At 67.4% G+C, this 26,462-nt stretch carries 32 protein-coding genes; 7 read left to right on the top strand and 25 right to left on the bottom strand.

Translation table 11 applies throughout. From position 1 onward, the window contains the following. Positions 1-20 precede the first annotated feature (20 nt). Together ACILRJ_RS07370 and ACILRJ_RS07375 are read right to left on the bottom strand one after the other, a co-directional pair. A complete protein-coding gene (locus tag ACILRJ_RS07370; RefSeq protein ID WP_395682068.1) occupies positions 21-1,040 on the bottom strand; it encodes an N-acetylornithine carbamoyltransferase in 1,020 nt (339 codons plus the stop codon). A gap of 434 nt (positions 1,041-1,474) precedes the next feature. Further along, positions 1,475-2,014, bottom strand: coding sequence for a glycine zipper 2TM domain-containing protein (locus tag ACILRJ_RS07375; RefSeq protein WP_395681885.1), 540 nt, complete (start codon positions 2,012-2,014; stop codon positions 1,475-1,477). Between the two features lie 205 nt (positions 2,015-2,219). Here ACILRJ_RS07375 and cysS point away from each other — a divergent pair, with 205 nt between their 5' ends. From cysS to ACILRJ_RS07390, 3 genes are all read left to right on the top strand, one after another. Beyond that, positions 2,220-3,623 carry a cysteine--tRNA ligase gene (cysS, locus tag ACILRJ_RS07380; protein ID WP_395681887.1) on the top strand — a complete coding sequence of 468 codons (1,404 nt, stop codon included), beginning with the start codon at positions 2,220-2,222 and terminating at the stop codon, positions 3,621-3,623. Then, positions 3,607-4,047, top strand: a complete 441-nt coding sequence (locus tag ACILRJ_RS07385) for a SufE family protein (protein ID WP_395681889.1) — start codon at positions 3,607-3,609, stop codon at positions 4,045-4,047. Before cysS ends, ACILRJ_RS07385 begins: the two co-directional genes overlap by 17 nt. A gap of 141 nt (positions 4,048-4,188) precedes the next feature. Further along, positions 4,189-6,066, top strand: coding sequence for a patatin-like phospholipase family protein (locus ACILRJ_RS07390; RefSeq protein ID WP_395681891.1), 1,878 nt, complete (start codon positions 4,189-4,191; stop codon positions 6,064-6,066). Between the two features lie 143 nt (positions 6,067-6,209). Here ACILRJ_RS07390 and ACILRJ_RS07395 read toward each other — a convergent pair whose 3' ends face one another. From ACILRJ_RS07395 to ACILRJ_RS07450, 12 genes are all read right to left on the bottom strand, one after another. Beyond that, positions 6,210-6,560, bottom strand: coding sequence for a PilZ domain-containing protein (locus ACILRJ_RS07395; RefSeq protein WP_395682070.1), 351 nt, complete (start codon positions 6,558-6,560; stop codon positions 6,210-6,212). A 79-nt stretch (positions 6,561-6,639) separates the two neighbouring features. Continuing rightward, complete coding sequence (holB, locus tag ACILRJ_RS07400) at positions 6,640-7,605, bottom strand: DNA polymerase III subunit delta' (RefSeq protein WP_395681893.1); 966 nt, start codon at positions 7,603-7,605, stop codon at positions 6,640-6,642. Next, complete coding sequence (tmk, locus tag ACILRJ_RS07405) at positions 7,602-8,237, bottom strand: dTMP kinase (RefSeq protein ID WP_395681895.1); 636 nt, start codon at positions 8,235-8,237, stop codon at positions 7,602-7,604. The genes holB and tmk overlap by 4 nt, the downstream gene beginning before the upstream one ends. 11 nt (positions 8,238-8,248) lie before the next feature. Continuing rightward, entirely contained in the window at positions 8,249-9,292 is a 1,044-nt protein-coding gene (gene mltG / locus ACILRJ_RS07410; protein ID WP_395681897.1) for an endolytic transglycosylase MltG, read from the bottom strand. Positions 9,293-9,338: 46 nt separating this feature from the next. Further along, entirely contained in the window at positions 9,339-10,694 is a 1,356-nt protein-coding gene (locus tag ACILRJ_RS07415) for an aminodeoxychorismate synthase component I (protein ID WP_395681899.1), read from the bottom strand. 155 nt (positions 10,695-10,849) lie between these two features. Further along, positions 10,850-12,088, bottom strand: coding sequence for a beta-ketoacyl-ACP synthase II (gene fabF / locus ACILRJ_RS07420; RefSeq protein ID WP_395681901.1), 1,239 nt, complete (start codon positions 12,086-12,088; stop codon positions 10,850-10,852). A 123-nt stretch (positions 12,089-12,211) separates the two neighbouring features. After that, the gene (acpP, locus tag ACILRJ_RS07425; RefSeq protein WP_067647511.1) at positions 12,212-12,451 is read right to left on the bottom strand and encodes an acyl carrier protein; all 240 of its coding nucleotides are present in this window, start codon (positions 12,449-12,451) and stop codon (positions 12,212-12,214) included. 201 nt (positions 12,452-12,652) lie between these two features. Then, positions 12,653-13,396 (bottom strand): 3-oxoacyl-ACP reductase FabG, encoded by a 744-nt coding sequence (fabG, locus tag ACILRJ_RS07430; protein ID WP_395681903.1) that lies wholly within the window; start codon positions 13,394-13,396, stop codon positions 12,653-12,655. Between the two features lie 54 nt (positions 13,397-13,450). Next, positions 13,451-14,389 (bottom strand): ACP S-malonyltransferase, encoded by a 939-nt coding sequence (gene fabD, locus ACILRJ_RS07435; RefSeq protein ID WP_395681905.1) that lies wholly within the window; start codon positions 14,387-14,389, stop codon positions 13,451-13,453. Between the two features lie 264 nt (positions 14,390-14,653). Continuing rightward, entirely contained in the window at positions 14,654-15,625 is a 972-nt protein-coding gene (locus tag ACILRJ_RS07440) for a beta-ketoacyl-ACP synthase III (RefSeq protein ID WP_395682072.1), read from the bottom strand. Positions 15,626-15,813: 188 nt separating this feature from the next. After that, a complete protein-coding gene (gene rpmF / locus ACILRJ_RS07445) occupies positions 15,814-16,008 on the bottom strand; it encodes a 50S ribosomal protein L32 (RefSeq protein ID WP_395681907.1) in 195 nt (64 codons plus the stop codon). 96 nt (positions 16,009-16,104) lie between these two features. Further along, on the bottom strand, positions 16,105-16,614 hold the full coding sequence (locus ACILRJ_RS07450; RefSeq protein WP_395681909.1) for a YceD family protein: 510 nt from the start codon (positions 16,612-16,614) through the stop codon (positions 16,105-16,107). A 103-nt stretch (positions 16,615-16,717) separates the two neighbouring features. Between ACILRJ_RS07450 and ACILRJ_RS07455 the strand changes: the two genes are divergently transcribed. After that, positions 16,718-17,176: a hypothetical protein gene (locus ACILRJ_RS07455; RefSeq protein ID WP_395681911.1), complete on the top strand. Its 459-nt coding sequence runs from the start codon at positions 16,718-16,720 to the stop codon at positions 17,174-17,176. Beyond that, positions 17,173-17,772, top strand: a complete 600-nt coding sequence (locus tag ACILRJ_RS07460) for a Maf family protein (protein ID WP_395681913.1) — start codon at positions 17,173-17,175, stop codon at positions 17,770-17,772. Before ACILRJ_RS07455 ends, ACILRJ_RS07460 begins: the two co-directional genes overlap by 4 nt. Positions 17,773-17,987: 215 nt before the next feature. Here ACILRJ_RS07460 and ACILRJ_RS07465 read toward each other — a convergent pair whose 3' ends face one another. The 10 genes from ACILRJ_RS07465 to ACILRJ_RS07510 form a co-directional block, all read right to left on the bottom strand. Then, complete coding sequence (locus ACILRJ_RS07465) at positions 17,988-18,422, bottom strand: hypothetical protein (protein WP_395681915.1); 435 nt, start codon at positions 18,420-18,422, stop codon at positions 17,988-17,990. Then, positions 18,394-18,645, bottom strand: coding sequence for a succinate dehydrogenase assembly factor 2 (locus ACILRJ_RS07470; RefSeq protein ID WP_395681917.1), 252 nt, complete (start codon positions 18,643-18,645; stop codon positions 18,394-18,396). The genes ACILRJ_RS07465 and ACILRJ_RS07470 overlap by 29 nt, the downstream gene beginning before the upstream one ends. After that, positions 18,642-19,676, bottom strand: coding sequence for an SRPBCC family protein (locus ACILRJ_RS07475; protein ID WP_395681919.1), 1,035 nt, complete (start codon positions 19,674-19,676; stop codon positions 18,642-18,644). Before ACILRJ_RS07475 ends, ACILRJ_RS07470 begins: the two co-directional genes overlap by 4 nt. Then, the gene (locus ACILRJ_RS07480; protein ID WP_395681921.1) at positions 19,673-20,104 is read right to left on the bottom strand and encodes an MAPEG family protein; all 432 of its coding nucleotides are present in this window, start codon (positions 20,102-20,104) and stop codon (positions 19,673-19,675) included. The genes ACILRJ_RS07475 and ACILRJ_RS07480 overlap by 4 nt, the downstream gene beginning before the upstream one ends. Before the next feature lie 7 nt (positions 20,105-20,111). Further along, positions 20,112-20,897 carry a succinate dehydrogenase iron-sulfur subunit gene (locus ACILRJ_RS07485; protein ID WP_395681923.1) on the bottom strand — a complete coding sequence of 262 codons (786 nt, stop codon included), beginning with the start codon at positions 20,895-20,897 and terminating at the stop codon, positions 20,112-20,114. A gap of 2 nt (positions 20,898-20,899) precedes the next feature. Then, a complete protein-coding gene (locus tag ACILRJ_RS07490) occupies positions 20,900-21,121 on the bottom strand; it encodes a hypothetical protein (protein WP_395681925.1) in 222 nt (73 codons plus the stop codon). 10 nt (positions 21,122-21,131) lie between these two features. Further along, positions 21,132-22,925: a succinate dehydrogenase flavoprotein subunit gene (gene sdhA, locus ACILRJ_RS07495; protein WP_395681927.1), complete on the bottom strand. Its 1,794-nt coding sequence runs from the start codon at positions 22,923-22,925 to the stop codon at positions 21,132-21,134. A 2-nt stretch (positions 22,926-22,927) separates the two neighbouring features. Next, a complete protein-coding gene (sdhD, locus tag ACILRJ_RS07500; protein WP_395681929.1) occupies positions 22,928-23,311 on the bottom strand; it encodes a succinate dehydrogenase, hydrophobic membrane anchor protein in 384 nt (127 codons plus the stop codon). Beyond that, the gene (sdhC, locus tag ACILRJ_RS07505) at positions 23,308-23,703 is read right to left on the bottom strand and encodes a succinate dehydrogenase, cytochrome b556 subunit (RefSeq protein WP_395681931.1); all 396 of its coding nucleotides are present in this window, start codon (positions 23,701-23,703) and stop codon (positions 23,308-23,310) included. The genes sdhD and sdhC overlap by 4 nt, the downstream gene beginning before the upstream one ends. A 72-nt stretch (positions 23,704-23,775) precedes the next feature. Then, positions 23,776-23,955 carry a DUF1674 domain-containing protein gene (locus ACILRJ_RS07510; protein ID WP_395681933.1) on the bottom strand — a complete coding sequence of 60 codons (180 nt, stop codon included), beginning with the start codon at positions 23,953-23,955 and terminating at the stop codon, positions 23,776-23,778. Between the two features lie 107 nt (positions 23,956-24,062). Here ACILRJ_RS07510 and ACILRJ_RS07515 point away from each other — a divergent pair, with 107 nt between their 5' ends. Together ACILRJ_RS07515 and ACILRJ_RS07520 are read left to right on the top strand one after the other, a co-directional pair. Next, positions 24,063-24,872: a YgfZ/GcvT domain-containing protein gene (locus tag ACILRJ_RS07515; protein ID WP_395681935.1), complete on the top strand. Its 810-nt coding sequence runs from the start codon at positions 24,063-24,065 to the stop codon at positions 24,870-24,872. Between the two features lie 508 nt (positions 24,873-25,380). Continuing rightward, the gene (locus ACILRJ_RS07520) at positions 25,381-25,818 is read left to right on the top strand and encodes a cell wall hydrolase (RefSeq protein ID WP_395681937.1); all 438 of its coding nucleotides are present in this window, start codon (positions 25,381-25,383) and stop codon (positions 25,816-25,818) included. A 124-nt stretch (positions 25,819-25,942) separates the two neighbouring features. Here the strand turns inward: ACILRJ_RS07520 and ACILRJ_RS07525 are convergent, their stop codons facing one another. Beyond that, positions 25,943-26,422, bottom strand: coding sequence for a glycine zipper 2TM domain-containing protein (locus ACILRJ_RS07525; RefSeq protein ID WP_395681939.1), 480 nt, complete (start codon positions 26,420-26,422; stop codon positions 25,943-25,945). Positions 26,423-26,462 lie beyond the last annotated feature (40 nt).

Consider the following 26,462-nt stretch of genomic DNA (forward strand, 5'->3'; position numbering starts at 1 on the left):
ATCGTTTCGTCAAGCGGCCGTCAGCAGGCGAGTTTCGCCATGACCGCCTTCTGCACGTGCAGGCGGTTCTCCGCCTCGTCGATCGCGATGCACGCGGGAGAATCCATCACCGCATCGGTCGCCTTGACGTTGCGACGCAGCGGCAGGCAATGGCTGAACACGCCACCTTCCGTCAGCGCCATCTTGCGTTCGTCGACGATGAAGTGCTTGTGTGCGTCGCGGATCGGTTTCTCGTCGGCCCACCGGCCGAAGTACGGCAAGGCGCCCCAGCTCTTCGCATAAACCACGTGCGCACCGCGATAGGCCGCATCAGGGTCGTGGCTGATCGTCAGCGAGCCGCCGTTCTCGGCGACGTTCGCTCGCGCAAACTCCATGTAGCGCGGGTCGAGCAGATACTCGGGCGTCGGGCACAGCAGGGTCACGTCCATGCCGTAGCGCGTGGCGATCTGCAGAGCGGAATTGGCGACTGCGGTATTCAGCGGCTTGGGGTGCCAGGTCCACGTCAGCACGTACTTCCTGCCGCGAAGTGCCTCCCCCGGCGTCGCGCCGCCGAAGTGCTGCCACAACGCCTGCACGTGCGCGAGTTCCTGCATCGGGTGCGTGATCGTCTCCATGTTGATCACCGGCACGGTCGCGTATTTCGCGAACCCATGGATCACGCGGTCCTCGCGGTCGATCGACCAGTCCTGGAATTTCGGGAACGCGCGCACCCCGATCAGGTCGACGTATCTCGACAGCACGCGTGCGACCTCGGCGACATGCTCCTCGGCCTCGCCGTCCATGACCGTGCCGACGTCGAACTCGATCGGCCACGCGTCCTTGCCCGGCTGCAGCACGACCGCGTGGCCGCCGAGCTGGAACGCGCCGAGCTCGAAGCTCGTACGCGTGCGCATCGACGGATTGAAGAACAGCAAGGCGATCGACTTGCCGGCGAGTTGGCTGCCGGCCTTCGAGTGCTTGAATTCCGCCGCCTGCGCGAGCAACGCATCGAGGTCGGCACGCGACCAGTCCTGGGTACTCAGAAAATGCCGAAGTGCCATCATGAAAACCTGCTGTTGATTGAGAAGCCCGGCCACGGATGGCCGGTTTTGCTCTCACGGACGGATCCGTGCTGAAACTTCTGCCCCGGCCATGGATGGCCGGTTTGTTCTTCGCGCGAAGGGATTCGCGCAAAAATAGACCCATAAAAAAAACCCGGCGCGTGGGCCGGGTTTTCGTCGATTCGTGTGAAGAATGCGCGACAGCTACCCGGCGGGATGACACGGTTCCGGTCGGCGCGCGCGCGAGGTCATGCCAGCGGCCATGCGGGCGCTGGTCACGATCTGCGGCTGGGCGGCGACTCGGTACATTGGTTTCCTGCGGGGCGTGTGCAGCGTGACCATAGCGGCAAATCTGATGCGGCGCAATATCGACGACGCAGGCAAAAAGGCCGGGCGATGCCCGGCCTTTCGAAGGTGACCCGTTTTTGCCCGCCCTATTCGGCGGGCTCCACGCTCACGCGCACGCGCAAGCGATCACCCGGATCGTAGCTGAGTCGCGACATGTAGACGTCGCCGCGGTAGCGGTATTGCACGTCGTAGGCGACCACGCGGTTCTCGTCCACGCCGTCGTCGACGACCCGGCAATGGCGTTCCACGCCCTCGTAGTAGCGGTCGTCGCCACGTGCGGCGTTGTTGCCGACGGCGCCACCGACCACCGCACCGGCAACGGTTGCCGCGCGGCGACCGTCACCCTTGCCGACCGTGCTGCCGAGTACGCCACCGACGATGGCTCCGATCACGGTACCCGCAGCGCGGTTTCCGTTGTCGCCATGCCGCTCGACCGGCACGTCGTCGCAGACTTCGCGCGGACTGCTCGTGCGTACGCGGTCGTAGATGGGGTCGACGCGCAGGACGTCCGCCCAGGCCACCTTCGCGTTGTCTGCCGGAGGCGCGTCGTCACCCGCATGACCCCGATCCTGCGCGCCAGCCTGGGTTCCCGCCAGGGCCAACGCCGCTGCCAACATCAATTTCATGCCGCCTCCACGTCGTAAATACGCCTGCGTACGCCGGTCGCTCGCCGGCTTACTTTCCGTATGCAGGCCCATCCATCACGGCGGCATTAGAGCAGGAAGTCGCTGAACCGGGACCCAAGCCATTCCTGCCGTTCACGAAAATCCCCAATGGCAGGGGGTCAGGGCCCGCGCTGCTATCATCCGGAGTCCACACCGGACCCGATCGATGCAGCTCCGACTCCACAACACTCTGACCCGCCGGAACGAAGACTTCGTCCCGGCCGATCCGCAGCGCGTGACAATGTATGTGTGCGGGCCGACCGTCTACAACTACGTCCACATCGGCAACGCGCGGCCGCCGGTCGTGTTCGGCCTGCTCGCCCGCCTGCTGCGCCGGCGCTACCCGAACGTGGTCTATGCCCGCAACATCACCGATGTCGACGACAAGATCAACGCCGCGGCAAAGGACGCCGGCGTGCCGATCGAGGCGATCACATCGCGCTTTGCGGCCGCCTATTTCGAGGAGATGGACCGGCTCGGCGCGGACAAGGCCGACCTGACGCCGCATGCGACACGTCATATCGGGGACATCGTCGCGATGTGCGAACGTCTGATCGCTAGCGGCAACGCCTATGCTGCCGAAGGGCACGTGCTGTTCGATGTCGCGAGCTACCCCGATTACGGCAAGCTGTCCGGCCGTTCGACCGAAGACATGATTGCCGGCGCGCGCGTCGAGGTCGCCCCGTACAAGCGCAATCCCGCCGACTTCGTGCTGTGGAAACCGTCCACCCCGGACCTGCCCGGCTGGGACAGCCCGTGGGGCCGCGGCCGACCGGGCTGGCACATCGAGTGCTCCGCAATGGCCGAGGCGCATCTCGGCGAGACGATCGACATCCACGCCGGCGGCAACGACCTGATGTTCCCGCACCACGAGAACGAAGTCGCCCAGAGCACCTGCGCGCATGGCGGCAAGGTGTTCGCACGGTTCTGGCTGCACAACGGGATGCTGACGTTCGACGGCCGCAAGATGTCGAAGTCGCTTGGCAACGTGCTGGTGCTGCACGACCTGCTCGAACAATACCCGGCCGAAGTGCTGCGCTTCCTGCTGCTGAGGGCGCACTACCGCCAGCCGCTCGACTGGTCCGAAACGACCCTGGCACAGGCGCGGGCGACGCTCGACGGCTGGTACACCGTGCTGCGCGACCTCGCGGACATCGACGTCGCCGCTGACGATCGCAGCGTGCCGACCGAGATCGAAGCCGCGCTGTGCGACGACCTGAATACACCCGAAGCGTTCGCGCAGATCGCGCGCCTCGCGGCGAACGCGCGCGCGGCGGCCAGCCCCGCCGCGAAGCGCGCCGCGAAAGCGGCCCTGCTCGGTGCTGCCGATCTGCTCGGGATTCTCCAGCACGAGCCGGAAGCATGGTTCAAGCAATCCGCTGGCGGGACCGAGGTCGATGTGGAAGCCGTGCAGCGTCTGGTCGACGCGCGCACCGCCGCGAAGAAGGCGCGCGATTTCGCCGAGTCGGACCGCATCCGCGACGTGTTGCTCGCGATGGGCGTGGTCGTCGAGGACACCGCGCAGGGTCCGCGCTGGAAGGTCGTGAAGAGCGATGAACGCGCAGACTGAGCCCGTCGAAGCGAGCGCGGAACAGGCACAAGCCGCGATCGCCGAGGAATTCGCGTTCTTCGGCGACTGGACCGAACGCTACCAGTACTTGATCGATCTCGGTCGCAGGCTCGCGCCGCTGCCGGAATCGCTCAAGGTCGACCAATACAAGGTCACCGGCTGCCAGTCACAGGTCTGGCTGGTTCCCTCCGGCAATGCGCAGCGGATGGACTTCGCCGCCGCCAGCGATTCGTCGATCGTGTCCGGCCTGATCGCGCTGTTGCTGCGCGTGTATTCCGGCCGCCCCGCCGCGGAGGTGCTCGCCACCGAACCGCGCTTCATCGAGGCGATCGGCCTGGCGAAGCATCTCTCGCCAACGCGCTCCAACGGCCTCGCGTCGATGCTCGCGAAGGTCAAGCAGTACGCGCGTGAAGTCGAGGGCTGAGGACAGGGTTGGCAGCAGGGGCCGGGGGCTGGAGAGCATCGCGCCTTCCGGCGCTCCCGCAACAGCAAGTCGTCGGCTTTTCTGCGCGCAGTCCGCATTGGCAGCCTGCTAAGCTTGGCCCATATCGCGGGGGCCAGGGCGATGGACAAGAAGGGTGTACTTTCCGACAGCTCGCTGTTTCGCGGCATCGCGCCCGACGCGCTCGACGCGATCGCGAAGCGGTTCGACGTCGAGGAATTGCGCGGTGGTCGCGTGCTGTTCCGCGAGGGCGACCTGCCCGACTACCTCTATGTTGTCGCCACCGGACGCCTGCAGGCGCAGCATGCGGACGGCCCGGTGATCGGCGAGATCGGGCGCGGTGAACCGGTCGGCGAAATGGCCCTGCTGTCGGGCGAGACGCGTGGCGCGGACGTGGTCGCACTGCGCGATTCGCTGCTCCTGCGCATCAGCCGCGTGGCCCTGCTCGACATCGTTTCGCGGCATCCGTCGGCCCTGCTCGCACTGTGCGGAACGATCGCCACCCGCAGCCGCCGCACTGCACGCGGCGCGCGCCTGGATGCTGCGCGCGGCAACCGTTCCATCGCCGTCATCCAGGCCCATCGCGGGATCCGCCTGCCCCCGCTCGTCGCACGACTCGGCCACGGCATGCGCGAGACCGGCAAGACCGTCCGCTGCGTCGGCGCAACCGATGTCGACAAGCAGTTCGGCGAAGGCGCCGCGCAGACTGCGTTCGGTGCAGGCGATTGCCATCGCATCATCAGCGAATGGCTGGAGCGGCGCGAACTCGCCGGTGGGCACCTCGTGCTGTGGAGCGACACGTCCGGTGACCAATGGACCGAACGCTGCCTGCGCCAGTCCGATCGCGTCATCGTCGTGGTTTCCAGCGATGGCGGCCAGCCGCCGGTGGGACTTGCACGAATGCTGCGACAGCACGCGCCGCGCACGCCGGTGGATCTCCTCGTGCTGCGTCCCGATGGCACCCCGGCGGGCGACATCCACCCATGGCGTACGTTGATCGGCGCGCAAGCGCACTACTTCGTGCGGCCCGATGTGCAGACGGACTACGATGCGGTCGGCCGGCAGTTGACTGGACACGGTCTCGGCGTGGTCCTCGGCGGCGGTGGCGCGCGCGGTTTCGCCCACATCGGCGTACTGCGCGCAATGGAGGAACTCGGCATGAAGGCCGACCTCGTCGGCGGCACCAGCATGGGCGCGTTCTTCGCGGCGTTGCACGCGACCGGCACCAGCAGCAAGGACATGCTGAAGATCGCGCGCGAAACCTTCGTCGATCGCAATTACCTCAACGACTACGTCTGGCCGAGCGTCTCGCTCATTCGCGGGCGCAAGTTCCTCAAGCGCCTGCGCGACATCTTCGGTGAAACGCGCATCGAGGACCTGCGCACGCCATTCTTCTGCGTCAGCACGAACCTGACCCGTGCACGACAGGAAATCCACAACGACGGATCGCTCGCGATCTGGGTCGGCACCAGCATGTGCGTCCCCGGCATCGCACCCCCGGTGGTGTGGAACGGTTGCCTGCTGGCGGACGGCGCGATCGCGAACGGCCTGCCAGTCGATGTCATGCACGACCTGGGGCGCGGCCCGATCATCGCCTCCGATGTGGCCGGTGGCGGCGGTCTCGACGCGCCCGGCATCACCGGCCCCGATCCGGAAGCGCTGTTGCACCGGCGCGGCAATCCCTCGCGCGTCTCGCTGTTCGCCCTGCTCGCCGGCGGCTTCGCGGCCACCCGCGACAACGGCGCGCGTGGGCGCGACGATCTCGCCGACCTGCACCTGCGCATGCCGGTACAGGGTGTGCGCATGTTCGACTGGCGAGGCATCGAGGCGCTGGTCGAGCGCAGCCACCAGTACGCGCTCGCGTCGCTGAAGAGCTTTCTCGACGAACGCCGGCGCGCCGATCGTCCCCGCTCCGGCTCGCGCATCCACGTCCGCCCGCCTTCGGCGCCCGCCCCGCGAAAGCGGCCGGCGACGGCGCGCTCCCGCAGCACGTCGCGCTGATCCGATCGCACGCGGCAAGCGCCGGTTCATGCGCATGCGCAAGCTTCAGGAGTTCGAGGATCCGCGGAACCCCTGAATGCGGTCGGCGACGCCGTGGCCGCGTGCGGCGGGACTCGCGCCCTGCGCTCGACCCGCCCTGCACCCTACATCGTGTGCGTCGGGCGTTCCTGGCCGAGGATGCCGGCGAGCACCGACTCGATCTTGGTGCGCGCGGCTTCGCCATCGGCGGATTCGTTGAACTGCACACCGATGCCGGCCATGCGGTTGCCCTGTGCGCCGGCGGGTGTGATCCAGACGACCTTGCCGGCGACCGGCAGGCGATCCTTCTCGTCCATCAGCGAGAGCAGGATGAACACCTCGTCGCCGAGGCTGTAGCGCTTGGTAGTCGGCACGAACAGGCCGCCGCCACGCACGAACGGCATGTACGCGTTGAACAGCGCGCCCTTGTCCTTGATCGCCAGCGACAGGATGCCTTGTCGCGGCGCACCGCCCATTGCCGGCGTTGCCATTCAGCCACTCCTCCGATCCCGCTGTCGATTCGCGCCGTCCGACCCACACCTGCCGAACAATGCCCTATTGATTCGCTGGCGTCGACCACGCTCGCAGCACGTCCAGCAGGACCAGATCGGTGCGGACGGTCGTGGCCAACAGGCCGCGCGTCTGGTTGGCGCGGCTGAACCATGCGGCTAGCTTCGGGATTTCAGCCGGCGCGGTCAAGCCGAACCGGCCGGACTCGCCCCGCGCGAGCCGCTGCGCCTCGTCGCGCGCGAGCACCGCCGCGAACCACAGGCGCGTATCCGGCCGATCCGCGGCCCAGGCCTCGGCGACCTCGAGTGCGCTGCGGCGCCCTCGCGCCAGCGCGGCGAGGTCATCGGCACAGGACCCGCGCAAGGCAAGCGTGTCATCGGCACTCCAGGCGAGCGCCTGCCCCGGATTGCCGAGGCTCGCATCCAGCGCCTCATTCGCATCGGCGCTGCCGATGCGCTGCCCTTCCAGCCACGCCAGGGCCTCCGCGCGCGCGGGGGCGCGCACGTCGATGCGCTGGCAACGGCTGCGGATCGTCGCCGGCAAACGCGATGGATCGTCCGCGACGAGCAAGAGGATTGTCGCCGCGGCGGGCTCTTCCAGCGTTTTGAGCAATGCGTTGGCCGCGCTCGCATTGAGGCGGTCGGCGGGATCTACCAACGCAATCTGCAGACCGCCGAACTGGCTGGACATCGCCAGCCGTTGCGACAGCGAACGCATCTGGTCGATCGTGATCTCGGTGCGCGGCTTGCCGTCATCGCGCAACTCGAACGTGATCCGCACGAAATCCGGATGGGTGCCCGCGGCGAACAGCAGGCAGGCGCGGCAGTGGCCGCAGGCGTGCCCGTCGGGCAAGCGCTGCTGGCACAGCGCCGCAGCAGCGAGCGCGGTCGCCAGCGCGCGTTTGCCGTAACCGGCGGGCGCCGCGAACAACAGGCCATGATGCAGGCGCTGATGCGCGAGCGCAGTCGCAAGTTGGCGCCAGTTTTCGGCAAGCCACGGTTGCAGGTTCATGCGCTTGCCCTCGCAGCGGCGACGAAGCGATCGATCTCGGCGCACGCCGCGGCGCGAACTTCGTCGACCGCCCGACTGGCATCGAGCACCCGGAACCGCGCGGGCTCGGCGGCCGCGCGCGTGCGATACGCGGCGCGCACGCGCTCGAAGAAGTCGCCGCTCTCGCGCTCGATGCGATCGGCCTCGCCGCGGGCGCCGGCACGCGCAAGGCCCTCGGAGACCGGCAAATCAAGCAGCAGGGTCAGATCCGGCGCGACCGGAGCGGCCCACCGCTCGAGTTCCGCGATGCGTCCCGCCGGTTGGCCGCGACCGCCGCCCTGGTAGGCATAGCTCGCATCCGTGTAACGGTCCGACAATACCCAGCGTCCGCTGGCGAGCGCGGGCTGGATGATCTCGCGCACCAGCTGCGCGCGCGCGGCGAACATCAGCAACAGTTCGCTCTCCGCGCACACGCCCGCATGCGCGGGGTCGAGCACGAGCTTGCGCACCGCTTCGCCGAGTACCGTCCCGCCAGGTTCGCGCGCGACCACCACGTCGATGCCGTGCGCCTGGAGGGATTCGCGCACGGCGGCGAGTACCGTGCTCTTGCCGGCACCTTCGCCACCCTCGAGCGTCACCAGCCTTCCACGCATCGGATGTCCGCTCATTGGTTGCGATGCAGCTGGAATTTCTGCACGGCGCGATTGTGCGCCTCCAGCGTCGGCGAAAACTCGTGGCTGCCGTCGCCGCGCGCGACGAAGTACAGCGCGTCGCCGGGCGCCGGATGCAGAGCCGCTTCGAGCGCGACCGTGCCGGGCAGCGCGATCGGCGTCGGCGGCAGGCCGTCGCGCGTGTAGGTGTTGTAGGGCGTGTCGGTTTCGAGGTCGCTGCGGCGGATATTGCCCGCATAGTTCTCGCCCATGCCGTAGATCACGGTCGGATCGGTCTGCAGGCGCATGCCGAACTTGAGTCGGCGGATGAACACGCCGGCGATCTGCGCGCGTTCGGCCGGTTGCGCGGTTTCCTTCTCGACGATCGAGGCGAGGATCAGTGCCTGGTACGGCGTCTCCAGCTTCACGTCGCCGGATCGCGCCGGCCACAGGCGGTCGAGCGCCTTCTGCATCGCTGCATGCGCGCGCTGCAACACGTCGAAATCGGACTCGCCTTTCACGAACGAATAGGTCTCGGGCAGGAACCAGCCTTCGGCCTTGCCGTCGGCAATGCCGACGCGATGCGCGATGTCCTCGTCGCTGCTGCCGGGAAGAGTCTGCTGCAGGCCCGTCTCGTTCGCGAGCGCGAGGCGCAGCTGGCGAAACGTCCAGCCATCGACGATCGTGAAGCGGTGCTGCACGACATCGCCCTCCGCCATCTTGCGCAACAGCGCGCGTGGCGTGATGCCCTGCGGCAGCGCGTACTCGCCCGCATGCAGGCGATCGGCGACGCCGAGTTCACGGCCGAGCACGCGCCAGTACAGGCCATCGCGGAATCCGTGACCGGCGATACCCTGGCGACGCAACTCGGCGACGATCAGCGGATAGCTGCTGCCACGCGCCACGTCGATCGTCTTGTCGTTGCTCGCGACCGGCAGCGGCGCCTCGCTGAAACGCTGGTAGTCGGTCCATGCCCACACGCCGCCGGCAATCGCGAACAGCAGCAGCACGAGCAACACGCGCAACAGCGCACCACCGCGGACAGCAAGAGGATTCATGCGGGTTTCCGTTCGAGGCATGATTGCACCGAGCGTAACACGCCGATTACGCCTCGGCCTGCAACGCCCGCAGCAAGCCGCGCGCCTTCGCGCGCGTCTCCTCGAGTTCGCGCTGCGCATCGGAGTCGGCGACGATGCCGGCCCCGGCACGAAACCCGATTTCGCTGCCGCAAAGGGTCAGCGTGCGGATCAGGATGTTGAGGTCGAGGTCGCCATTGCGATCGAGGTAGCCGAACGAGCCCGTGTAGGCACCGCGGCCGACGCGCTCGATTCCGGCGATGATCTGCATGCAGCGCACCTTCGGGCAACCGGTGATGGTGCCGCCCGGAAACACCGCCCGGATCGCCTGCCCCGGCGAGATGCCCGCGCGCAGGCGGCCACGCACGTTCGACACGATGTGGTGCACGTGGGCGTAGCTCTCGACCGTCATGAGTTCGTCGACGACGACGCTGCCCGGCACGCAGATGCGACCGAGGTCGTTGCGTTCGAGATCGATCAGCATCACGTGTTCGGCACGTTCCTTCGGATGGCCGACCAGTTCGCGCATGCGGCTCGCATCGTCGTCGCCGCTAGTGCGCGCACGCGTGCCGGCGATCGGGCGGGTCTGCGCGAGGTCGCCGCGCACTTCGACCAGGCGTTCGGGGGATGAACTCGCGATCGCCCAGCCCTCGTGCTGCAGCAGGCCCGCGAATGGCGCCGGGTTCGCGCGCCGCAGCGCCGCATAAAGGTCCGCCGGACGCGGCGCCGAGGTGCAGCGCGCACGCCACGCGCGCGAGAGGTTGACCTGGAACACGTCGCCCGCGCGCAGATGCTCGTGTACGCGGTGGACGCCGTCGATGAACGCGCGCGGCGGATCCTCGTCGAGGTCGATCCGCGCCGGCATCGTCGCGTCAAAGCGGCCGGCAGCGTCGATGTCCTGCGCAAGCAGGTCCAACAGGTCCTCGCGCCCCGCTTCGACGACGAGTACGGTGCACGCCCGCGCGTGGTCGACGATGATCGCGGCAGGACACCGCAAGGCGAGCGCGGTCGGCACTACGGTCTCGCGCGGCACCGGCAAGCATAGGGTTGGCTCGATCTCCGCCGCCAGCTCGTAGCCGAGGTAGAGAAACCAGCCACCGTGGAACGGCAGGCCGTCGTCGCTGCCGCGCTCGACCCGCTCCGCTCGCCACGCTCGATCCAGCGCGCCGAGAAAACCGGCGCCGTGCTCATGGCCGCGCTCGTCCCGCACCACGCCGTCCACAAGCCCGAGGCAACGCTCGGGAAACGCGAACAGCACGTCGTGGCGCGCACGCGCATTGCCACGCGCGACGCTTTCGAGCAGCCCCGGATAGCGCTGCGGCCACGCCGCGGCGAGCGCGAGCAGATCGCGCGTACCGGCGATTTCCCGGGTTGCGTGGGCCATGGCTCTATTCCGGACCAGATGGAAAGCGACGCGCTGGGGAGATTGAAACACGGAGCTCACAGAGCATGCGAAGAAGGTGAGGAAGCTTCCGCTTTTCCTTCCAGCACTCCGTGTGCGTCGTGTTTCAGTCTTTCCGCATCGGTTTCGAATGCCGATCAGGCACGGCGGAAAACCAGTGTGCCGTTGGTGCCGCCGAAGCCGAACGAGTTCGACAGCACGACGTCGAGCTTCGCCTCCCGCGCGGTGTGCGGCACGAAATCGAGGTCACAGCCTTCGCCGGGATGGTCGAGGTTGATCGTCGGCGGCACGATGCCGTCGCGCAGCGCGAGGATGGAGAAGATCGCCTCGACGCCGCCGGCGGCGCCGAGCAGGTGACCGGTCATCGATTTGGTCGAGCTGACCATGAGCTTCTTCGCGTGCTCGCCGAACACGCCCTTGATGCCCTGCACTTCGGCGACGTCACCGGCCGGCGTCGAGGTGCCGTGCGCGTTGATGTACTGCACGTCCGCGAGATTCAAGCCCGCGTCCTTGACCGCAGCGACCATGCAGCGGCCGCCGCCCTCGCCGTTCTCGCTTGGCGCGGTCATGTGGAACGCGTCGCCGCTCATGCCGAAGCCGACCAGTTCGCAGTAGATGCGCGCACCGCGCTTCTTCGCGTGTTCGTAGTCCTCGATCACCAGCACGCCGGCGCCGTCGGACAGCACGAAGCCGTCGCGGTCCTTGTCCCATGGGCGGCTCGCCTTGTGCGGCTCGTCGTTGCGCGTCGAGAGCGCACGCGCCGAGCAGAATCCGCCCACGGCCGTGCCCACCGTCGAGAATTCCGCACCGCCCGCAACCATCACGTCGGCATCGCCGTACTGGATCATGCGCATCGCGAGGCCGATGTTGTGCGTCGCGGTCGTGCATGCGGTCACGCAGGCGATGTTCGGGCCCTTCAGCCCGAGCATGATCGACAGGTTGCCCGAGGCCATGTTGATGATCGAGCTCGGCACGAAGAATGGCGAGATCTTGCGCTGACCATGCTCGTGATAGGTGATCGCGGTCTTCTCGATCGTCGCGATGCCGCCGATGCCGGCTCCCACCGCGACGCCGATGCGTTCCTCGTCGTGCTCGTGCGGATGCAGGCCCGCGTCGGCGAGCGCCTGCACCGAGGCGGCGATGCCGTAGTGGATGAACGGGTCCATCTTCTTGACGTCTTTGGCGGCGACGAACTGCGCGGGATCGAAGTTGCGTACTTCACCGGCAATCCGCGTCGGGAACGTCGAGGCATCGAAATTGGTGATCGGCCCGATGCCACTCTTGCCGGCGGTGATGTTCGCCCAGGCCGTTGCCACGTCGTTGCCGACGGGACTGACAATGCCGAGACCGGTGACGACGACCCTTCGCTTGCTCATGGGATTACCTCAGCGACCGTCCATGATCGCGACAGCAAGAGCGGCCGTCCCGGCCGCACTGTTCATCAAAAGCAAAACTGCGCCTCGGGGGCGCAGCTTTGGTTCCCGATTGGGAAATTTCCGTCAGGCCTTGACGTGCGCCTTGACGTAGTCGACCGCCTGCTGGACGGTGGTGATCTTCTCGGCTTCCTCGTCCGGGATCTCGCACTCGAATTCTTCTTCCAGCGCCATCACCAGCTCGACCGTATCCAAGGAGTCGGCGCCGAGGTCGTCGACGAACGACGCATTCGGAGTGACTTCATCTTCTTTCACGCCGAGCTGCTCGACAACGATCTTCTTGACGCGCTCTTCGATAGTGCTCATGTGTCTTCAAACCTCCGATCGGAATTCATGCGGCGCATGCGGGGCAATGATGCCGCGCGGGCGGCGCGCCCCTGTAAACCGCGGCATTGTAGTGGAAGGCCTGCCCCCTCGCCAGTTGCGCGCGGCGCGGACCCGCGAACCTCCTGGCCACATTGCAAGTGGGGCGCAACGTGCTGAATAGCAAGCACAACGGGGCGAGGATTACGGCATGTACATGCCGCCGTTGACATGCAGCGTCTCGCCGGTGATGTAGGCGGCCGATGGCGAGGCGAGGAATGCGACCGCCTTGGCGATGTCATCCGCCGCGCCGAGGCGACCGAGTGCGATCTGGCCGAGCAGCGCATTGCGTTGCTCTTCCGGCAACGCGCGCGTCATGTCGGTATCGATGAAACCCGGCGCAACGACGTTGACGGTGATGCCGCGCGAACCGATTTCGCGCGCGAGCGACTTCGAGAAAGCGATGATGCCGGCCTTCGCCGCTGCATAGTTGGACTGCCCCGGATTGCCGGTGAGGCCGATCACCGAGGCGATCGAGATGATGCGGCCCTTGCGCGCCTTCATCATGCCGCGCATCACGGCTTTCGACGTGCGGTAGACGGAAGTGAGGTTCGTGTCGAGGATCACCTGCCAGTCCTCGTCCTTCATGCGCATCAGCAACTGGTCGCGCGTGATGCCCGCGTTGTTGACGAGGATCGAGACGGCGCCGTGCTCCTTGCCGATCGCGTCGATCAACGCCTCGACCGCGGCGCCATCGGTCACGTTCAACGCGCGCCCGACGCCGCCGTGCGCGGCGAGGCGCTCGCCGATCGCCTGCGCGCCGGCTTCCGTCGTCGCCGTGCCGATCACCTTTGCGCCATGCGCGGCGAGTTCATCCGCGATTGCCGCGCCGATGCCGCGACTGGCGCCGGTGACCAGCGCGATTTCACCTTCGAGGGGCTTGCTCATTGTGCTCGATCCTGTGTCGATGACGATGCTCTTGCAGGCAATGGTGAATCCGGTTCAGCCGCGCCAGTCCGCCAACGCGGACTCGAACTCGCCCGGCGTGCCGAGCGCGCGGCCATCGACGGACTTGTCGATGCGCTTGACCAATCCGCTCAGCACCTTGCCCGGACCACACTCGGCAACGCGCGTGACGCCCACGCCGACGAGCGCCTGCACGCATCCGGTCCAGCGCACCGGCAGGTACAACTGGCGCACCAGCGCATCGCGCACGGCGTCGACGCGGTCATGCACCTTCGCATCGACGTTCTGCACGACCGGAATGCGCGGCGCATGCCACGTGTACGCATTCATCGCTTCGGCGAGCCGGTTCGCCGCTTCGCGCATCAGCGGTGTGTGCGAAGGCACGCTGACCGCCAGCTTGACGGCCTTGCGCACGCCCCGCTCGGTCAGCTTCGCAAGCGCAGCATCGATCGCCTGCACATGGCCGCCGATCACGATCTGGCCGGGCGAGTTGTAGTTCGCCGGGACGACGACGTGCTCGCCCGAAACTTCGCGGCACACGTCCTCGACCATCGCATCCTCGGCGCCGAGCACGGCCGCCATCGCGCCTACGCCTTCCGGCGCCGCGTCCTGCATCGCCTGGCCGCGGATGCGCACGAGGTGGGCCGCATCGTGCAGCGAGATCGCGTCGGCGGCGACCAGCGCGGTGTATTCGCCGAGGCTGTGGCCTGCCAGATGCGTCGGTGTTGCCCCGCCCTGTGCCTGCCACAGACGCCATACGGCAACGCCGGCGGCGAGCAGTGCGGGTTGGGTGTACTCGGTGCGATTGAGCATCACCTCGGGACCGCCCTGGGAAAGCGTCCACAGGTCCGCACCGGCGCCGTCGGACGCTTCAGCGAACGTCTCGCGCACGCCGGCATGCAACTCGGCGAGCTCGGCCAGCATGCCGATCGACTGGGAACCCTGACCCGGAAACACGAAGGCTAGCGACGACATGATTGGTTCCCGTCAGATGACCGCGAAAAGATGGTTGTACACCGCGAGCACGACTCCAGTCAGCACCACGATGCCGAAACCCGTTGCGCTGATCCGCGCGGAATCGCGCTCCAGCACAGGTCCATGAGGATAGCGGCCGAGCGTACAGGCAAGCAGTGCGCCGCGACCGATGTTGAACAGGAAAAATCGACGAGGACATCGCGGACGAGCGCGACCGCAGCACGTGCGATCGCTCCGGCGAGATCCGACAGCATGGCGAGCCGATCAGTACTTCAGGAGCGCCGACGACCAGGTGAAGCCGCCGCCGAACGCTTCGAGCAGCAGGGTCTGGCCGCGTTGCACCTTGCCCGAACGCACCGCTTCGTCGAGCGCGAGCGGCACCGAGCCGGACGAGGTGTTGCCGTGGCGGTCGACCGTGACGATCACGCGATCCATCGACAGCTTGAGGCGCTTCGCAGTCGCTTCGATGATGCGAAGGTTCGCCTGATGCGGGATCAGCCAGTCGATGTCGGACTCGTGCATGCCGGCCGCGTCGAGGGTTTCCTCGACGATGCGGTCGAGCGTCTTGACCGCGACCTTGAACACTTCGTTGCCGGTCATCATCACGCGCACGCCGTGGTTCGGCTCGTCGTCGCGGAAACCGGCGGACACGCCGACCGGGTTGTAGAGGAGATGCTTGTAGCCACCGTCGGCATGCAGCTTGGTGGTGATGATGCCCGGCTCGTTCGAGGCTTCGAGCACGACCGCGCCGGCCCCGTCGCCGAACAGCACGCAGGTCGAGCGGTCGCTGAAGTCGAGCATGCGCGTCAGCGTTTCGGCACCGACGACGAGCGCCTTCTTCGCCTGGCCGCTGCGGATGAACTGGTCGGCGACACCGAGCGCGTAGAGGAAGCCGGAACACGCGGCATTGACGTCGAACGCGGCGCAGCCATTCGCGCCGAGGCGATGCTGCAGCAGGCACGCGGTCGACGGGAAGATGATGTCGGGCGTGGTCGTGCCGAGCACGATGAGGTCGAGGTCGGCACCCTTGATGCCCGCCGCGTCGAGCGCATGGGTCGCTGCGTAGAACGCGAGGTCGCCCGTGGTCTCGCCGTCGGCGGCAAACCGGCGCTCGCGGATGCCCGTGCGCGACGCGATCCACTCGTCGGTTGTCTCGACGAGCTTTTCCATGTCGGCATTGGTGACGATCTTTTCCGGCAGGTAGCTGCCGGTACCCGCGATGCGTGAGTAGATCAGGGTCGTTCCCCACTCGAGGCTGGCAGGAGCCGGCGCAAGGCGCCTCCCCGCGATTGGACGCACGCCGACTCGCGGCGCGCGCTGCTGCCGCACCCGGTCATCCGGACCCGGCAGGGCAACCGTGCCCGGGGCGTCCTCCCCGGGCCATCACCCAGCGCGACGCCTGGGGCATCACGCCGGCTGCACGCTTATTCGGCGTCGCGCGCCTTGGTCTTCGTCTCGATGACCTTCTTGCCACGATAGTAGCCGTCCTTTGTCACGTGATGGCGCACGTGCACCTCACCCGAGGTCGGATCGGTCGACAGCTGCTTCGAGGTCAGCGCATCGTGGGAACGGCGCATGCCGCGGGTGGACGGGGTTTTGCGACTCTTGGCGACAGCCATTTTCTTGACTCCTGTGGCGGGCTTCCTTACCCGAACCGGTGAAGCGGCCATCCGGACCGCTGATATTCAATTTCGTGTCGATGCGCCAGGCGCACCTTATTTGCTCTTCTTGAAACCCGCCAGCACCGCGAACGGACTGGGTTGCTTGTCCTCGGGCACGACGTCGTCCGCCTCACCCTTCCACTCCAGCGGTTCGCCGGGCTTCAGCGGCACCACCGGCAACGCAAGAATCAGTTCGTCCTCGATCACGTCGGCGATGCCGACCTGTCCATCCGGCACGAGCAGTGGCTCGTAGCCCGGCGGCAGCGCGGCCTCCTCGCTTTCCTCGCCGATCAGGCCGAGGCGCTGGTCGATCGAGACATCCTGCACATATACATCGAGCGTACGCTGGCAAACCAGCGGCAGGCCGGCCGTGACATGCAATTCGAGGTAGGCGACGCCGAACCCGTCCTTGCCGAATTCGATGTGATACTGCGCCTCGCCATCCGTCGCGGCGAGGCTGCCCTGCAGGCGACGCATCGACGCGAGCGACAGGGTTCCTTCGTACGAACGGCGCGCCTGAACCTGGCGTGCAACATCCACGCGATCTGGCAGGGCTGCGGACATGGGCGCGCGATGGTAGGTGGAGGCCCCTTCGCTGTCAACCTGAACACCCCCGGAGCCGACCGGATCGAGGCTACACTGACACCCGGGGATCCGGGAGTATCGCATGACCATCCTGCTCGCCTGCGCCGTGCTGGCGTTGCTCGGTCTGTTGGCCGCCCGCTGCCGCGAGCGCCGCCTGCTGCGACAGCGCGATCTGCTCGGCGAGATCCTGGACCTCGCCGATGCGCTCGAACGCGAGTTGCTCGAATGCCGCGCACGCCTGCGCGAGGTGCCTGCGCTCGCCGCCGCGACGCTGTCGGCCTCCGAGCAGTTGTCGGCCCGAGCGACCCTCGCCGCCGAGCCCCAGGTACAGGATGCGCTGCGCGACCTGCTTGCGCATCGCCTTTGGCTGAAGCAGAACTCGGCGAGCGCGTCGGAAGCGGAACTGGTGTCCGCGCGCGATGCGCTGGCGGCGACACGCGACTCGCTCGCGCGGCAGATGGAACGCCTTGCCGACGTGCGCGCCGACTTCGAACACACGCGCGGTACTGCCGGCCTGCCTTCGACCCACGGCGTCCCATGAACGAAGCCGGCATGGTCGAAATCGTGCTCGCCTCGACCTCACGCTATCGGCGCGAGCTGCTTGCGCGGCTCCTGCCATCGTTCCGCGTGCAGGCACCCAACGTCGACGAGGCGGCACTGCCGGGAGAATCACCGTTCGAGCTCGCGCGGCGCCTCGCGCTGGCGAAAGCGCGCGCCGTCGCGGTGGAATTCGGCGCGGCGCTCGTCATCGGTAGCGACCAGGTCGCCGAACTCGACGGTCGAGCGCTCGGCAAGCCGGGCTCGATCGATGCGGCCCATGCGCAGCTTGCGAGCTGTTCCGGACGCGAAGTCGATTTCCATACCGCGCTGTGCGTCATCGACACGCGCGCCGGCGATGATGCAGTCCATTCGGCGGTCGACCGCACCCGTGTCGTCTTCCGCACGCTCGATGCGGCGACGATCAAGCGATACGTCGAGCGCGAGCAACCCCTCGATTGCGCCGGCAGCTTCAAATGCGAAGGGCTCGGCATCGCCCTGTTCGAGCGCATCGAGACGCTGGATCCGACCGCCCTGGTCGGTTTGCCGCTGATTGCACTCGCACGCCTGCTGCGCGAATGCGGCATGGCCATACCGTAGCGCAGGTGCAAGGCCGGTGTACGGCGGGTCGAGCGGAAAGCGCGAGTCCCGCCGCCCATTCACGCAGCGGCGGCACGTGAGTGCGCGTACCGCCCTACATGCATGCCGCCCTTCGCGATGCAGGGCGGGTGTAGGGCGGGTCGAGCGCGAAGCGCGAGTCCCGCCGCGCGTCGCGACCATCCCGCGCCGGCGGCACGCGCCTTGCGCGTACCGCCCTACGCGATCGGAGCTGGTTGCGCCGGCTGGCCACGCGCGAGCAGCAGCACCAGTCGCCGACGCGTCTGCGCATCGAGATTGTCCGGCACGAGCACCGCGCGGAAATGCGCGCGCCGATCGTGCCGCCAATCGAGCACGAGCATCGCGCCGAGGCGGCGGTGACCGACCAGCAGGGCGGGATGCTCGCGCCCCGCGCGGTCGAGCAGGGTCCAGCCGGCGGCACCATGCGCGATGCGCACGAACCCCGGCCGCGCAAAACGGGTGAGCGCAGCGAGCGCGAGCAGCACGGCGAGGACGGAAAGCACGCCGCAGGCGGCCACCGGCAAGGCCGACCGCCAGGGTGTCGCGGCCGCCGCCAGCGCGATCGCGCACGTCGCCGCGATGACCGCACGCGACGGCCGGTAGTCAAACGCGATGGGCGGCGCGGATTTCATCGATGATCGTCGCGAAGCGCGGCGCCGGCACCGCATGGCCGGTCAGCCAGTCCCACAGTTCCGGGTCGGGCGTGTCGAGCAAGGCATCGAAATCTGCGCGCCGCGCGGCGTCCGCGCGCACGAAACACGCATCGAGCCACCAGCCGAGCAGACGATCCAGTTCGCGCGTGCCGCGCCGCGCGCGCCAGCGCAGGCGACCGAGCAAGGCGTCGCCGGCGCTCATCGCCGGGCGATGGTCTGCGCAGTCACCGCTTCGGCGCGGCGCTGGTAGAACGCGAGGATCGTGCGCGCCGCATCGTCCACGAGCAGGTCGGCGAGCGCCCCGGCATACGCGTTGAAACGCGTGCTGACCCGGTAGCTGACATGGATCGCGAGGCGCGTGCCTCCGGTCTCCGGCGTCAGGCGGTACGAGGTGTCGAGCAGGTCGAAATGGCGGCCGCCGACCGCGATGTGCTCGTCGAGTGCACCCGGCGGGATCGAATCGGGCGCGAACACGTAGCGCCAGCGGATGTAGCGGTTCTCGACCCAGTCGAGGATCGGTTCGTCGAAGTGCACGCCGTGGTCCCAGCGCAGCTTGCGCACGCGGCCCTCGTCGGTATCGACGGTGACCGCTTCCTGCGGGTACGGCACGCCGATGCGCCAGGCGAGACCATGCGCCATTTCCGCCGGCTGGATCGCCGTCGCATCATTGATCAGGTGCCAGATCACTTCGGGCGGCGCATCGATGTGCAGCGAAGCATCGGCCAGGCCGACGCGCTCGGGAAGCGCTGCGCCGCGCTCGAACGCGCCGAACGCGAGCGGCAGCAACAGCACCGCGCCGACGGTCGAGCGCGATGGCGTCACGACGCGCAGCACGAGCCAGCCGAGCACGCCGCCGAGCGACGCGAGCAAGAGGAAGACCGGCAGCGCCATCGCGATGCAGATGCTGCCTTCGATCAGCAGTATCGCGGTACCGGCGACGAATACGAGCAAGGGCAGCCACGGCGCTATCAGCGCCTGGCCGAACGTACGTCGTGCCGGCGGCAGCAGGTAGACCGTGAACGCGCCGAGCAGCAACGGCACCAGCAGCACGAACGAACCGAGCATCACGCCGCTTTCGCCCGCGCGCCCGCGGAACACCGGCAGCACGAACAACAGGCGCATGAGCAGGCCATAGCCGGCACCGGCGCCAAATACCCACCATAGATTGGGCCACGAAGTGCTGGCCGATGGCGCCGCGGGTTCGGGCGGCAAGGCCAATCCGCTATCGCTCATGCCTGCCGCACCAGCGAAACGGCGAGTACGCCCCACAATGTCCACAGCACCAGTGCACCCGCGCAATAGGCGAGGAACCGGTGCATCACGCGGTTGTAGCTGCAATGGATCGCGCCGTGCAGGACACGCAGCCCGACGAACAGCCACGCGAGTGCGAGCAGCAGGCCGCTAGCCGCGGCCGTCGCCTGTGCGATCGCCAGCGCCGCATAGAACAGCACCGGCAGTTCGAACAGGTTGCGCAGGTTGTCGGACGCGCGCGTGTCGACGAAGCGCTGCCCCGCCTGCGCCGACATCGCGACGCTCTGCGGATGGATATGCAGGCGGCGCATTTCGCCGATGCGCACCACGTACAGGCGCAGCCACACGACGAAGGTCAGCGCGGCGAGTGCGAACGCCGGCCACAGGATGGCGTGCGGACCGACGTACATGGCGGAATCAGCCCGCGCGCTCGACGATGAGCTTCTTGATCTCGCCGATCGCCTTGGCCGGGTTGAGGCCTTTCGGGCAGGTGCGCGCGCAGTTCATGATCGTGTGGCACCGGTACAGCTTGAACGGATCCTCCAGTTCGTCGAGGCGCGCGCCGGTGTCCTCGTCGCGCGAGTCGACGATCCAGCGGTAGGCCTGCAGCAGCACGGCGGGCCCGAGATAACGCTCGCTGTTCCACCAGTAGCTCGGGCACGAAGTCGTGCAACAAGCGCACAGGATGCACTCGTACAGACCGTCAAGCTTGGCGCGGTCCTGCTTCGACTGCAGGCGCTCCTGGTCCGGCGGCGCCGGCGTCTCGGTGCGCAGCCAGGGCTTGATCGAGGCGAGCTGCGCGTAGAAATGGGTCAGGTCCGGCACCAGGTCCTTGACCACGTCCATGTGCGGCAGCGGATGGATCTTGACGTCGCCCTTGCCGCATTCGCCGATCGCCTTGGTGCAGGCGAGCGTGTTGGTGCCGTCGATGTTCATCGCGCACGAACCGCAGATGCCCTCGCGGCACGAGCGGCGGAAGGTCAGGGTCGGATCGATCTCGTTCTTGATCTTGATCAGCGCGTCGAGGACCATCGGCCCGCACGTCGCCATGTCGACGTCGTAGGTGTCGATGCGCGGGTTCTCGCCATCGTCCGGATTCCAGCGATAGACGCGGAACGTGCGGATGTCCTTCGCGCCCGCCTTCGCCGGATGGTGCTTGCCGGCCTTGATCTTCGAGTTCTTCGGGAGCGTGAATTCGGCCATCTTCAGTTGCTCTTGATGTGTGGACCGCGCTGGAACAGGATGCCCGGCAGCGCGACGACGAACACGGCGAGCGAGAGCCACGGCGATACGAATGCGAGCAGGACCATGAGCACGATAAGACTGCGTGCGGAATCGCGGCCGTACCATCGCTTCAGCGCCACGCCGAGAGGAATCACGATCAGCGCGATGATCACGAACGAGAGCAGAGGCGGGAAGCCAGTCATCACGATATCCTCAGTAGACGCGTTTCTTCGGCGGTACCGGCTCGACATCTCCGGTCAGCGTGTTCATGTGAACCGGGCGCGAATCGAACGCGCACTTGCCCTTGTCGTCGACGTTGACGAGGGTGTGCTTCATCCAGTTCGCGTCGTCGCGATCCGGGAAGTCCTCGCGCGCGTGCGCGCCTCGGCTCTCGGGGCGCTGCTCGGCGGAGTTGATCGTCGCGACCGCGTTGTAGAGCAAGTTCTGCAGCTCCAGCGTCTCGATCAGGTCCGAGTTCCAGATCAGGGAGCGATCGGACACGCGCACGTCATCGAACGAAGCGAATACCTTGTCCATCTTCGCGCAGCCTTCCTGCAGCGTCTTCGCAGTGCGAAACACCGCCGCGTCAGCCTGCATCGTGCGTTGCATCGCAGTGCGGATCTCGGCGGTCGGGGTGGAGCCGTTCGCGTTGCGCAAACGGTCGAAGTTCGCAAGCGCCTTGTCGCAGGCCGAGGCCGGCAGTTCCTTGTGCGGCTGGCCCGGCTTGATCGTCGCCGCGCAGCGCTGCGCGACCGCGCGACCGAACACGACGAGGTCGAGCAGCGAGTTCGAACCGAGGCGATTCGCGCCATGCACCGACACGCAGGCCGCTTCGCCGATCGAATACAGACCCGGCACCACCGCGTTCGGGTCGTCGCCGACCTTGCGCACGACTTCGCCGTGGATGTTGGTCGGGATGCCGCCCATGTTGTAGTGCACGGTCGGCACCACCGGGATCGGCTCCTTCGTCACGTCGACGCCGGCGAAGATGCGCGCCGATTCGGAAATGCCCGGCAGCTTCTCGTGCAGCACTTCGGCGCCGAGATGCTGCAGGTTGAGGTTGACGTAGTCCTTGTGCTCGCCGACGCCGCGACCCTCGCGAATCTCGATCGCAATCGAGCGGCTGACGACGTCGCGTGATGCGAGGTCCTTCGCGTTCGGCGCGTAACGCTCCATGAAGCGCTCGCCCTTGGAATTGGTGAGGAAACCGCCTTCGCCGCGCGAACCCTCGGTGATCAGGCAGCCGGAGCCGTAGATGCCGGTCGGGTGGAACTGCACGAATTCCATGTCCTGCATCGGCACGCCGGCGCGCAACGCGAGGCCGCCACCGTCGCCGGTGCAGGTGTGCGCGGAGGTCGCCGTGAAGTAGGCACGGCCGTATCCGCCGGTCGCGAGCACGACGCCATGCGCGCGGAACAGGTGCAGGGTGCCCTCGCTCATGTCGAGCGCGAGCACGCCGCGGCACACGCCTTCGCTGTCGAAGACCAGGTCGAGCGCAAAGTATTCGACGAAGAAACGCGCGTCGTGCTTGAGCGACTGCTGGTAGAGCGTATGCAGGATCGCGTGGCCGGTGCGATCGGCCGCGGCGCAGGTGCGCTGCGCGGTGCCCTTGCCGTAGTGCGTCGTCATGCCGCCGAACGGGCGCTGGTAGATCTTGCCCTCCTCGGTGCGCGAGAACGGCACGCCGTAGTGCTCGAGCTCGATGATCGCGGGGATCGCCTCGCGGCACATGTACTCGATTGCATCCTGGTCGCCGAGCCAGTCCGAACCCTTGATCGTGTCGTAGAAGTGGAAACGCCAGTCGTCTTCGCCCATGTTGCCGAGGGCTGCCGAAATGCCGCCCTGCGCCGCGACCGTGTGCGAGCGGGTCGGGAACACCTTGGTCAGGCAGGCGGTCTGCAGGCCTGTGGCGGCGAGGCCGAATGTCGCGCGCAGGCCCGCGCCACCGGCGCCGACCACGATGATGTCGTACTTGTGTTCCTGGACCTTGTAAGCGGTACCGGCCATGGTCAGCGTCCCAGCGCGATTTTGAGGATGGCGAGCACGCTGGCCGCGGCGCCGAGGAAACAGAGGAACTTCACTGCGAGCTGCAGCGCCAGCTGGAAGCCGCGTGCGTGCACGTAGTCCTCGATCACCACCTGCAGGCCGAGTTGCGCGTGCCAGAACACGGCGACGACGAAGGCGAGCAGCAGCAACGCATTGCATGGCTGGGCGACGAGTGCGTGGCCGCCGGCGTAGTCCAGATGCAGCAGCGAGAGCACGGTCCAGACGAACCAGCCACCGAGCAGCACCAGCGCGACCGCGGTCACGCGCTGGGTGATGAAATGATGCGCGCCCTGGCGGGCCGAGCCGAGGCCGAGCGCGTTCTTCAGTGGTGTGCGCAGGTGGCTCATGCGCCACCCCGCTGCGCCAGCACGCAGGCCCAGACGAGGCCGGTCAGCACGAGGCTGCCGAGCGTGACGATCCAGCCGTTGCGAACGAACTGGGCCGGCGCGTAGCCGTACCCGAGGTCCTGTACCAGATGCCGGATGCCATTGAGCAGGTGGTAGGCGAGCGCCCAGGTCCAGCCGAGCAGCAGGATCATGCCGATCCACGACCCGCAGAACGCGACGACTCGCGCCCATGCATCCGGCCCGCTGGCGAGCGCGAGCAGCGCCACGACGAGCAGGATCGTTCCGGCGGCGAGCGCGATGCCGGTCGCACGATGCAGGATCGAGGTGACCATCTGGATCTGCCAGCGGTAGACGCCCAGGTGGGGAGATAGCGGTCGCGCAGTGGCTGGCATGGCTGGCTCGTGCAGACGTTGTCGGTTCAAACCGCTGCGCGATGCGCGCCGTACCCTTGCGGGGAGTACGCATCAGAAATCGATGCAGCGGCCGTTCAATTCCCAATCGCCGTACCGCGTCGGGTCGAGTCCCGAAGCACGCCCCCCGATCTCCGGCACCGACCCGGCCGGATGCTCCGCCGGCGCGTCCGTCGGGACACTGGCCAGCGCCGGTTTCGGCGGCTCGGTCGGGGAGGTCTTGGGTTCGGACATGGTGCGATGCGACGCAAAGGGTAAACCCTCACGCACCGATGAGACAACAGGCACCAGCGGGCAAGCCTGATACAGTGCGGGCTTCCCTCCGGTTTTTCGACGCACGCATGACCGTCTCACTCGGCCCGGCCGCCCTCGTACGCATCGCCGGCCGCGACGCGGGCGCGTTCGCGCACGCGCAATTCACCAGCGACGTGCGCGCACTGGCCGAGGGCGCCTGGCAATGGAGCGCGTGGCTCGACGCACAGGGTCGCGCGCGCGCGTTCTTTTTGTTGCTGCGCGTCGGCGCGGAAGAGTTGCTCGCCTGGCAACCCCTCGGCGAAACGGCAACGATGACCACAGCGCTCGCGCGCTTCGTGTTTCGCGCCGCAGTGCGCATCGAACCGATCGATGCGACGGTCGAAGCCATCGTTGTCCAAACCGATGCGCTGGAAGCGGGCCGGGTCGCCCATTCCGACGCAGGTTGGACGCTCATGCTCACCGACGGTCGCGCCGTCCGGCTCGCGCCGGGCGATCCGCGCCCGGCGGATGCGCCGGCGCTTGCACAATGGCGCCAGCGGGACGTGGAAGCGCGCCTGCCCCTGCTCCCTGCGGCAATGGCCGGCGAATGCACCCCGCAGGCACTCGATCTCGAATCGATCGACGCGATCCGCTTCGACAAGGGCTGTTACCCCGGGCAGGAGATCGCCGCGCGCCTGCACTTTCGCGGCGGCAACAAGCGCCACCCGCATCGGGCAACGGTCCAGGGATCGGCCATCGTCGAAGCCGGCGACGAACTGTTCGACCCGACCGGCGGCGTCGCAGGAAGGATTCTGTATGTCGCAGGTTCGACGCCACAACGCGCGCTCGCCGTGCTCGCCGACGGCAGTTCGCACAGGCTGACGACCAATGCCGGTGCCATCCTGCTGATCGACTGATCCGACTGCGAACGGCCTGCATTGCCGTCGGGAAAGCGATCCCGGCGGGGCCCGATTGCGTGTCAATCAGGGACTTGCGCGCCCGGTCCCGAGGCGGCGATGCGACGGTCGCCATGCCTGAGACCCGGTTAAGCCCACCTGAATGGCCGGACCGCCGTTCAGCGACAAGTGCTCCATTCTCCAGTACATTCAATTCCACGCCCTGACCAATCAGGGCGTTTTTGTATCCACTATCTTGTTTTCCATGAGCTTTTCGGACGACTGCCGTTGACCTGAGGCCGGCAGCCGACCACGACGCAGAGGCGTCGGCACGTGGCAAAACGTCGGAGCGACTGCCGGGGTGGCAGACGCGACTGACGGGCGCAGCACGCATGGCTCGGTCATGCAGGCGCCGCAGATTCATTCCAATTCGATTGGCAGCTCGACCAGCCGGCGGCAGTTCGCCGGCGGACGCAATGGCGCATGCGCCGCGGCGACCGGGTCGTGCCACCGACTGAGAGAGGTGTGCATGAAACTATCCTTCCTGTTGTGGCTGACTTCGATGCTGCCGCAGCCCGCCGCGGACCATGTCTGCCTGGCGACCACGGTTTATCTGGAGGCGCGCAGCGAATCGAAGGTGGGCCAGATGGCGGTCGCAGAGGTGGCGATGCGCCGCCGCGAAAGCGGACGCTGGGGTCCAACCGTGTGTGACGTCGTGCGATCGCCCGGCCAGTTCGCGACGACGACCATGCGCAGCGACTATCCGATCGCCAATCCGGCTGCGTGGAAGACGGCGGTCGAGATCGCCGGCCGCTCGCTCGCGATGTGGTCGCAGCCGCGCAACCAGCGCAAGTTCGTGGTGCCGAATGCCGACCACTTCGTACTTGCCGATTCGGTATCGCCTGTCTGGATCAAGGGCCCGCCGCTGGCGACGATCGGCGCGCACAACTTCTACCGCATCAACTGAATTCGATGAGCCGAGCAGGATCGGCTCTCCAAAGGCACACCGGGCGGAGCACAGCAGCTCGCTCCGCTGCCCTCGCGTCGCCGACGCCGATGGCCGAGCAAGCTCGGCTCATCAGCGGACCCGCTCAGCGCAGGCGCATGAGGCGGTTGTCGCGGATCATGACGCGATCGCCCGGACGCAGGTCATCGTTGTCCCACTGCGTGACGGTCGCCCAGCGGCCATCGTCGAGGCGCACCTGGAACTGCCACGCCTCGCGGTCGCTGCCGCGTCCATTCGAGTCTCGTTCGATCGCGTTGCCGGCGAAACCGCCCGCGACTGCACCTGCGACCGTCGCCGCCGTGCGGCCGTCGCCGCGCCCGATCGTGCTTCCGAGCACGCCGCCGATGATCGCGCCGAGCACGGCTCCGCCGCCGCTCGTGCTGTTCTCGCGCACATAGACGCGACCGACTTCGCGCACGACGCCGCAGCGCGAACAGTCGTATGCGGCGCGCCTCTGGTAGTAGGCGTCATCGTAGACCCGGGCACGCGGCGGAGTCGCCACGCAACCCACCAGGGCGACGCCCGTCGCCGCCACCATCGCCATCGACAGAACCTTGCTGCTCATCATCACTCGCCTCTGTTGGGTGTGTTGCGCCATGGTCAGG

Origin of the sequence: Dokdonella sp. (assembly GCF_044227025.1) — a bacterium.
Taxonomy (GTDB): Bacteria; Pseudomonadota; Gammaproteobacteria; order Xanthomonadales; family Rhodanobacteraceae; genus Dokdonella_A.